Annotated in this window: 5 protein-coding genes; all 5 read left to right on the top strand. The window is 72.7% G+C overall.

Annotation, left to right across the window (positions count from 1 at the left end; translation table 11 throughout):
• Positions 1 to 233 (top strand): IclR family transcriptional regulator domain-containing protein (locus VH969_RS13715; RefSeq protein ID WP_331974111.1); only part of this gene is annotated, 233 nt, incomplete at its 5' end.
• Positions 234 to 303: 70 nt separating this feature from the next.
• Positions 304 to 1839 carry a histidine ammonia-lyase gene (gene hutH, locus VH969_RS13710; protein ID WP_331974110.1) on the top strand — a complete coding sequence of 512 codons (1536 nt, stop codon included), beginning with the start codon at positions 304 to 306 and terminating at the stop codon, positions 1837 to 1839.
• 50 nt (positions 1840 to 1889) lie between these two features.
• Positions 1890 to 3554, top strand: a complete 1665-nt coding sequence (gene hutU, locus VH969_RS13705) for a urocanate hydratase (protein WP_331974109.1) — start codon at positions 1890 to 1892, stop codon at positions 3552 to 3554.
• A gap of 14 nt (positions 3555 to 3568) precedes the next feature.
• On the top strand, positions 3569 to 4750 hold the full coding sequence (locus VH969_RS13700) for an allantoate amidohydrolase (protein WP_331974108.1): 1182 nt from the start codon (positions 3569 to 3571) through the stop codon (positions 4748 to 4750).
• Complete coding sequence (locus tag VH969_RS13695; protein ID WP_331974107.1) at positions 4747 to 6066, top strand: formimidoylglutamate deiminase; 1320 nt, start codon at positions 4747 to 4749, stop codon at positions 6064 to 6066. Before VH969_RS13700 ends, VH969_RS13695 begins: the two co-directional genes overlap by 4 nt.
• The last annotated feature ends 126 nt before the right edge of the window (positions 6067 to 6192 follow it).

Here is a 6192-nt window from a genome sequence, read left to right as displayed (position 1 = left end):
TCTGGCCGCTCCTGGTTGAGACCCGCCGGCGGGGATTCGCGTCCGAGGACGGCGAGGTGACACCCGATGTCGCTTCGGTCGCGGTGGCCGCCAGCGACCGCACCGGCTACCCGGTCGCCGCCGTGGCCGTGACGTTCCCGAGCGCGGAAGCCGACGCGACGGAGCGGGAGCGCCTGGCCGCACGGGTGGCCAAGACCGCCGCTGAGATCAGCCGGCGGCTGGGTCACGCATGAATCTGTAATCCCAGACAGTGTCGGCTGCGGAGGAGGTCACAAACGGCGGCCCGCACCTCATTATGGACTTATGAACGAGATCGCAATCGGCGTCGAGGCGCTGACCGAACAGCAGGTGCTCGCCGTCGCGCGTCATGACGCGCGGGTGCGGCTGAGCGAAGAGGCCCGCAAGGCGATCGGCGCGAGCCGGGACATCATCGAGGCGCTGGCCGGCGACCCTGAGCCGCATTACGGCATCTCCACCGGGTTCGGCGCCCTGGCCACCAAGCAGATCGCACCGGCCGACCGCGTGGCCCTGCAGCGCAGCCTCATCCGCTCGCACGCGGCGGGCTCCGGCCCGGAGGTCGAGCGCGAGGTCGTCCGCGCGCTGATGCTGCTCCGCCTGTCGACGCTGGCCACTGGCCGCACCGGCGTGCGCCTGGAGACCGCCGAGACCTACGCGGCGATGCTCAACGCGGGCATCACGCCGGTCGTGTACGAGTTCGGGTCACTGGGCTGCTCGGGTGACCTCGCTCCCCTGGCCCACTGTGCACTCGCCGCGATGGGTGAGGGCACCGTGCGGGTTGGCGACGAGGTGCTGCCCGCGGCCGATGCGCTCGCCGCGGCCGGCATCACGCCGGTCGTGCTGCGCGAGAAGGAGGGCCTGGCCCTGACCAACGGCGTCGACGGCATGCTCGGCATGCTGACGCTCGCCACCCACGACCTCGCGCTGCTGTTCCGCACGGCTGACCTCGCCGCCGCCATGAGCGTCGAGGCCCAGCTCGGGACCGACGCGGTGTTCGCCGCGGACCTGCAGGCGCTGCGCCCGCACCCCGGCCAGGCCGACAGTGCCGCCAACCTGCGCGCCCTGCTCGCCGGCTCCGCCATCATGGCCAGCCACCGCACCGGGGACTGCACCCGCGTGCAGGACGCCTACTCGCTGCGCTGCTCACCACAGGTGCACGGGGCCGGCCGCGACACGCTCGCTCACGCCCGCCTGGTGCGCGACCGCGAGCTCGCCAGCGCCGTCGACAACCCCGTCGTCACGCTCGACGGCCGGGTCGAGAGCAACGGCAACTTCCACGGCGCGCCGGTCGGCTACGTGCTCGACTTCCTCGCCGTGGTCGCGGCCGACCTCGCCTCGATCGCCGAGCGGCGCACCGACCGCTTCCTCGACAAGGCCCGCAACCACGGCCTGCCGCCGTTCCTGGCCGACGACCCGGGCGTCGACTCCGGCTACATGATCGCCCAGTACACCCAGGCCGCTCAGGTCTCGGAACTGAAGCGCCTGGCCGTGCCGGCGTCCGTCGACTCGATCCCGTCCAGCGCGATGCAGGAGGACCACGTCTCGATGGGCTGGTCGGCCGCCCGCAAGCTGCGCCGCGCCGTCGACGCGCTGACCCAGGTGCTGGCGATCGAGATCCTCACCGCCGCCCGCGCTCTCGACCTGCGCTCGCCGCTCACCCCGGCCCCGGCAACGGCCGCCGCCCGCGACGCCCTGCGCGAGCAGGTCGCCGGGCCTGGCCCCGACCGCTACCTGGCCCCCGACATCGCGGCCACCGTGGAGCTCGTCCGGTCCGGGCGTCTCGTCGCGGCCGCCGAGGCCGTCTGCGGCCCCCTTAACTGACCTGACCCCACCGCCACACCGAGCTTGTTAGACACGGAGGAGAACCCGACATGGAAGGCGCCCGCCCCGTCCGCGCTCCGCGCGGCACCACGCTCACCGCACGCTCCTGGCAGACCGAAGCCCCGATGCGGATGCTCATGAACAACCTCGATCCCGAGGTGGCCGAACGTCCTGACGACCTCGTCGTCTACGGCGGCACCGGCCGCGCTGCCCGCAGCTGGGCCAGCTACGACGCGATCGTCCGCACGCTCACCGAACTGCGCGAGGACGAGACGATGCTCGTGCAGTCCGGCAAGCCGGTCGGCGTCATGCGCACCCACGAGTGGGCCCCGCGCGTGCTGATCGCCAACTCCAACCTCGTCGGCGACTGGGCCACCTGGCCCGAGTTCCGCCGCCTGGAGCAGCTCGGCCTGATGATGTACGGCCAGATGACCGCGGGCTCGTGGATCTACATCGGCACCCAGGGCATCCTGCAGGGCACCTACGAGACGTTCGCCGCCGTCGCCGAGAAGCGCTTCGGCGGAACCCTGGCCGGCACGCTCACCGTCACCGGCGGCTGCGGCGGCATGGGCGGCGCACAGCCGCTGGCGGTGACGCTGAACGACGGCGTCTGCCTGGTGGTCGACGTCGACCCCGCGCGCCTGCACCGCCGCGTTGAGCACCGCTACCTGGACGAGGTAGCCAGCGGGCTCGACGACGCGATCGCCCGGTGCGAGCGCGCCAAGGCCGAACGGCGCGCGCTGTCCGTCGGCCTGACCGGCAACTGCGCCACTGTGCTGCCGGAACTGCTGCGCCGCGGCGTGCAGGTCGACATCGTCACCGACCAGACGTCGGCCCACGACCCGCTGTCCTACCTGCCCGAGGGCGTGGACCTGGGCGACTGGGACGACTACGCGAGCAAGAAGCCCGAGGAGTTCACCGACCGCGCCCGGGTCTCGATGGCCAGGCACGTCGAGGCGATGGTCGGTTTCCAGGACGCCGGGGCCGAGGTGTTCGACTACGGCAATTCCATCCGCGACGAGGCGCGCCGCGGGGGCTTCGACCGGGCGTTCGCGTTCCCCGGCTTCGTGCCCGCCTACATCCGCCCGCTGTTCACGCAGGGCAAGGGGCCGTTCCGGTGGGCCGCGCTGTCGGGTGACCCGAAGGACATCTACGCCACCGACCGGGCCGTGCTGGACCTGTTCCCGGACAACGCGCGGCTGCACAAGTGGATCAACGCCGCTCAGGAGCGCGTCGCGTTCCAGGGCCTGCCCGCCCGCATCTGCTGGCTCGGGTACGGCGAGCGTGACAAGGCGGGCGTTCGGTTCAATGAGATGGTGGCCGCCGGCGAGCTCAGCGCACCGGTCGTCATCGGCCGTGACCACCTCGACTGCGGCTCGGTCGCGTCGCCGTACCGCGAGACCGAGGCCATGGCCGACGGGTCCGACGCGATCGCCGACTGGCCGCTGCTCAACGCGCTCGTCAACACCGCGTCGGGTGCCTCGTGGGTGTCGATCCACCACGGCGGCGGCGTGGGGATCGGCCGGTCGATCCACGCCGGCCAGGTCACCGTCGCCGACGGCACGCCGCTCGCCGCGGCCAAGATCGAGCGGGTGCTCACCAACGACCCCGGCATGGGCGTCATCCGGCACATCGACTCCGGCGACGCGCCCGACGACGCCCCCCTGCGGGCGTACCCCGAGGGCGGGGTCAGCGTGCCGATGGGACGCTCATGACGTTCGACCGGCCCGTGTTTGACCGGCTATGGGACGACCTCGCCCCGGTCGGCCGCGCAGGGTCGACCGGCGGGTACCGCCGCTACGCCTGGACGCCGGCCGACGCGACGCTGCGCGAGTGGTTCGCCGGCGAGGCGGCGGCGCGGGGCCTCGATCTCGTGACCGACCGGGCCGGCAACCAGTGGGCGTGGTGGGGCAACCCGGACGCGTCCGGCCCGGGTGTCGTCGTCGGTTCGCACCTGGACTCCGTGCCGGACGGCGGCGCCTTCGACGGGCCGCTCGGGGTGGTGAGCGGGCTGCTCACGATCGATGCGCTGCGCGCGGCCGGACTGACGCCGTCGCGGCCGGTCGGGGTGGTGAACTTCGGCGACGAGGAAGGCGCGCGATTCGGCGTCGCCTGCGCGGGATCGCGGATGGTGACCGGCTCTCTGCCGCGGGATCGCGCCCTGGGGCTGCGCGACGGTGACGGGACGTCCATGGCCGAGGCGATGGCGGCGGGCGGGCACGACACCGCGCACGTCGGGCGCGACGAGGAGACGCTGCGCCGCATCGGGTGCTTCGTGGAACTGCACGTCGAGCAGGGCCGCGGGCTGATCGACCTCGGCCGGCCCGTCGCCGTCGGCACCGGCATCTGGCCGCACGGGCGCTGGCGGATGGAGTTCGCCGGCGAGGCCAACCATGCGGGCACTACCCGCCTGGAGGACCGTCACGACCCGATGCTCGACTACGCCGCCGCCGTCTTGCAGGCGCGGGAACTCGCCGGCAAATACGGCATCGTGGCTACCTGCGGCAAGGTCGTCGTCGAGCCCAACGGCATCAACGCGATCCCGTCGCGGGTGCGGGGCTGGCTGGACGCGCGCGGCGCTGACGCCGACGCGGTCGGTGCCCTCGTCGCCGAGCTGTCGCAGGGCCGCGAGGTCCACGAGGAGTCCTGGACTCCGGCTACCCCGTTCGACGCCGCCCTGAGTGACCGGTGCGCGGCGGTACTCGATGACGCACCGCGGCTGGCCAGCGGCGCCGGGCACGACGCGGGCGTGCTCGCGCAGGCCGGCGTGGCCACCGCGATGCTGTTCGTCCGCAACCCGACCGGGATCTCGCACTCCCCCGCCGAGTTCGCGGAGCGGGATGACTGCCTGCGCGGTGTGCAAGCGCTGACCGCGGTGGTGACCGACCTGGTCGCGGGGCAGACCGCATGACGACGCTGTTCGCGAGCCACGCCCTGCTGCCGTCAGGACCAGCGCGGGACGTCCTCATCGAGGTTGCCGACGGCAGGTTCACGTCGGTGACACCGGACGCCAGTGCGTGGCCGGGCGTGACGCAGCTGCGCGGCGTGGTCCTGCCCGGTTTCGCGAACGCGCACAGCCACGCGTTCCACCGGGCGCTACGCGGCCGCACGCACGACGGCGGCGGCACCTTCTGGACCTGGCGCGAAGCCATGTACTCGCTGGCATCGCGGCTCGACCCGGACAACTACCTCGCCCTGGCCCGGGCGGTGTACGCGGAGATGGCCCTGGCCGGCATCACCACGGTGGGCGAGTTCCACTACGTCCATCATGCGCCGGGCGGCCGGCCTTATAGCGACCCGAACGCGATGGGCCATGCGCTGCAGCAAGCCGCCGCCGACGCCGGCATCCGGCTCACCCTGCTCGACACCTGCTACCTGGAGGGCGGACTCGACGCCTCGGGTCACCTCCCGCTGGACGAGCTCCAGCTCCGCTTCAGCGACAAAACCGTTGAAGCCTGGGCGTCGCGCGTCGGCGATATCGATGCCGGGCCCGGCACGGTGGTCGGCGCGGCCATCCATTCGGTCCGGGCCGTCGCATCGGATGACCTCGCCCTGGCCGTCGCGGCGAGCGCAGGCCGTCCGCTGCACATTCACCTGTCCGAGCAACCGGCCGAGAACCGCTCCACCCAGGCGTACTACGGCCGGACCCCCACCGCACTGCTCGACGAGAGCGGTGCGCTCACGCCGCGCACCACGGTCGTGCACGCGACACATCTGTCCGGGCGCGACATCCGGACCCTCGGCGATGCCCAGGTGACCGCCTGCTTCTGCCCGACCACCGAGCAGGACCTCGCCGACGGCATCGGTCCCGCCCGCGCGCTGGCGGACGCTGGCGCCCGGCTTTCGCTGGGCAGCGACCAGAACGCGGTCGTGGACCTTATCGGTGAGGCGCGGGCGCTTGAGTCCGGCGAGCGGATGGCTTCGCTGCAGCGTGGGAGGTTCCGGCCGGACGAGCTGCTGGAGGCGGCCACGGCACACGGCTCGCTGGGCTGGACGGACGCCGGAGCCATCGCGCCGGGTATGCGGGCTGACCTGGTATGCGTACGCTCCGACACCGTCCGCACCGCCGGCGCGGACCCGGCCCAGATCCTGCTCGCCGCCACCGCGGCCGACATCGACTCGGTGTGGGTCGACGGTACGGCAGTCGTGTCCGGGGGCACTCACCGTCTTGGCGATGTAGCCGGACTGCTCTCCAGGGCGATCGGCGACCTATGGAAGGACTCGTGACCAGCGGATCCGGCCCCTGCTGGCCAGCACGTTCGCGATGGCCCGGTTACGGTGGTTGGTCGCAGACGCGGAGGCGTAGACCTCAGTGCTCAGCGTCAGCTCGCGGCCGGCGAAACGGCCGAGGCC

Source organism: Actinophytocola sp. (assembly GCF_036555685.1).
Lineage (GTDB): Bacteria > Actinomycetota > Actinomycetes > Mycobacteriales > Pseudonocardiaceae > Actinophytocola.
The sequence above is the reverse complement of the archived record's forward strand: the minus strand, read 5'-3'. Positions and strand labels throughout refer to the sequence as shown.

Coding starts and splice junctions, on each gene's coding strand:
- hutH (WP_331974110.1), top strand. CDS start 304: ATGAACGAGATCGCAATCGGCGTCGAGGCGCTGACCGAACAGCAGGTG.
- VH969_RS13695 (WP_331974107.1), top strand. CDS start 4,747: ATGACGACGCTGTTCGCGAGCCACGCCCTGCTGCCGTCAGGACCAGCG.
- hutU (WP_331974109.1), top strand. CDS start 1,890: ATGGAAGGCGCCCGCCCCGTCCGCGCTCCGCGCGGCACCACGCTCACC.